2 protein-coding genes are annotated in these 2,130 nt (G+C 73.0%); both read left to right on the forward strand.

The genetic code is table 11. The annotated features are described in order from the left end of the window. Positions 1 to 229 precede the first annotated feature (229 nt). Positions 230 to 1,060, forward strand: a complete 831-nt coding sequence (locus AOJ26_RS38175) for a DeoR/GlpR family DNA-binding transcription regulator (protein WP_053852933.1) — start codon at positions 230 to 232, stop codon at positions 1,058 to 1,060. A 50-nt stretch (positions 1,061 to 1,110) separates the two neighbouring features. After that, positions 1,111 to 1,590 carry an SRPBCC family protein gene (locus tag AOJ26_RS38180; RefSeq protein WP_053852934.1) on the forward strand — a complete coding sequence of 160 codons (480 nt, stop codon included), beginning with the start codon at positions 1,111 to 1,113 and terminating at the stop codon, positions 1,588 to 1,590. Positions 1,591 to 2,130: the final 540 nt, after the last annotated feature.

A 2,130-nucleotide genomic window follows, 5' to 3' on the forward strand; every position in this document is an offset into this window, starting at 1 on the left:
CGGCGCGCCGCGCACACCACTCGTCACGGAATCTCCTCCGATCCGTGCGCCGACCGGAACCCGGCTGTCACCCCTGTGGCGGGAGTGCGTCGGGGCGGTCGGTGGCGCTCCCGGTGGGGCCCCGTGCGAGTATGGGACGTCCCGCGCACCAGGGACGGGCAAAGTGTGCTTGTGGGAGTGGGTGCGCAGGGCGTGTCGGACAGCCCCAGGCGAAAGGACCGGAGCGTACGTGAGTGAGAATCAGAACCTCCTCGCGGAGCAGCGGCGCGCCCTGATCCTGGACGAGGTCCGGCGCCGAGGCGGGGTGCGCGTCAACGAGCTGACCCGCAAGCTCGGCGTGTCGGACATGACGGTACGGCGCGATCTGGACGCGCTGGCCCGCCAGGGTGTGCTGGAGAAGGTGCACGGCGGCGCGGTCCCGGTGGTGGAGGCGAGCACCCACGAGCCGGGCTTCGAGGCCAAGTCGGGGCTGGAGCTCACCGCCAAGGAGGACATCGCGCGGTCCGCGGCGGAGCTGGTCGCCCCGGGCACCGCGATCGCCCTGTCGGGCGGTACGACGACGTACGCGCTGGCCCATCATCTGCTCGACGTGCCGGACCTGACCGTCGTGACCAACTCGGTGCGGGTGGCCGACGTCTTCCACGCGGCGCAGCGCACCACGGGCCCGCGCCAGGGTGCGGCGACCGTCGTGCTGACCGGCGGTGTGCGCACCCCCTCCGACTCGCTGGTGGGGCCGGTGGCCGACCAGGCGATCGCGGCACTCCACTTCGACGTGCTCTTCCTCGGGGTGCACGGGATATCGGTCGAGGCCGGCCTGTCGACGCCCAACCTCGCTGAGGCCGAGACCAACCGGCGGCTCGTGCAGTCGGCCCGGCGGGTCGTGGTGGTCGCCGACCACACCAAGTGGGGCACCGTGGGCCTGAGTTCGTTCGCCTCGCTGGAGCAGGTCGACACGCTGGTGACGGACGCGGGGCTGCCGGAGTCGGCGCGCGCGGAGGTCTCGGAGCATCTGCGGCGGCTGGTCGTGGCGGGCGACTCCCTTGACGGTACAGACATCTGACGGAGCGACAGCTAGGGTGGCATCTCCCGTTCACACCTGGGGGGTTGGCCATGGCTCACCAACTGCGCGAGGTCGGGCTCGACTTCATCGCGACCGCGCCCGTACGGATGGTGTTCGTGCAGGAGATGTCGGCGCCGCCGGAGGCGGTGTACCGGGCGCTCGCCGATGATGTTCCGGGCTGGGAGGAATGGTTCTCGGCGGTGACACTGGCCCGCTCGACCGGGGACGGTACGACGCGGGAGATACGCCTCAGGGGCGGCGGGCGCTTCCAGGAGACGATCATCGCGGCCAAGGAGCCCGAGGTGTACGCCTACCGGGTCGACGTGGCCAACGCGCCGGGCGCGCGCGCCATCGCCGAGGAGTGGCGGCTGACTCCCGCCGGGACGGGCACCGAGGTCCGCTGGACGTTCGCCGTCGACGGTACGGCAGCCTTTCGCCTGGTCACAAAGCTGGGACGGACCGGGCTCGGGCGGGCCTTCCGGGACGCGGTCCGGACGCTGGACCGACGGCTCGCGGCGCGGAGCGCTTAGCCGGGGTCTGGGCTGCCGAGAGGCGGGGCCCTTTATACGTGCGCCTGGGAGGTGCGGGGGCGGCGGCCTGCTGCCGGGGGCGCACCTCGTCCAGGGCATGGTCACCGGGGCCGGCATGACCCCGCCGGCACCGACCTGTCCGACGCCAACCGCACGCATGCCCCGCCATCGGGCGGGACTCGGCACGGGTACCGCGCCCCCTCCCGCCGGCCACCTCGTCGACAGGCCCGTCGTCCTGCGCCGGCTCGTGAGCGACGTCTACGGGCCTTGCCCGCAGATGGAGTCTGAAGGAGGCGGAAGGTCGTGAGCCACGCCTACGCGACTTGCCCCCGAACGGAGGCCGCAGGAGGCAGAGGGTCGTGAGCCACGCCCACGCGACTTGCCCCCGAACGGAGGCCGCAGGAGGCAGAGGGGCGTGAGCCACGCCCACGCGACTTGCCCCCGGACGGAGGCCGCAGGACCCGGAGGGTCGTGAGCGGGCCGGGCGCAACGCCGGGACGGGCATCCGCCGCGTGCCGGTGACGGACGGCGAGGCCGTCG

Source organism: Streptomyces sp. NRRL B-24085 (assembly GCF_001282115.1).
Lineage (GTDB): Bacteria > Actinomycetota > Actinomycetes > Streptomycetales > Streptomycetaceae > Streptomyces.

Bases quoted from the DNA above. Each gene is read 5' to 3' on its own strand.
- AOJ26_RS38180 (WP_053852934.1), top strand. From the start codon at position 1,111: ATGGCTCACCAACTGCGCGAGGTCGGGCTCGACTTCATCGCGACCGCG.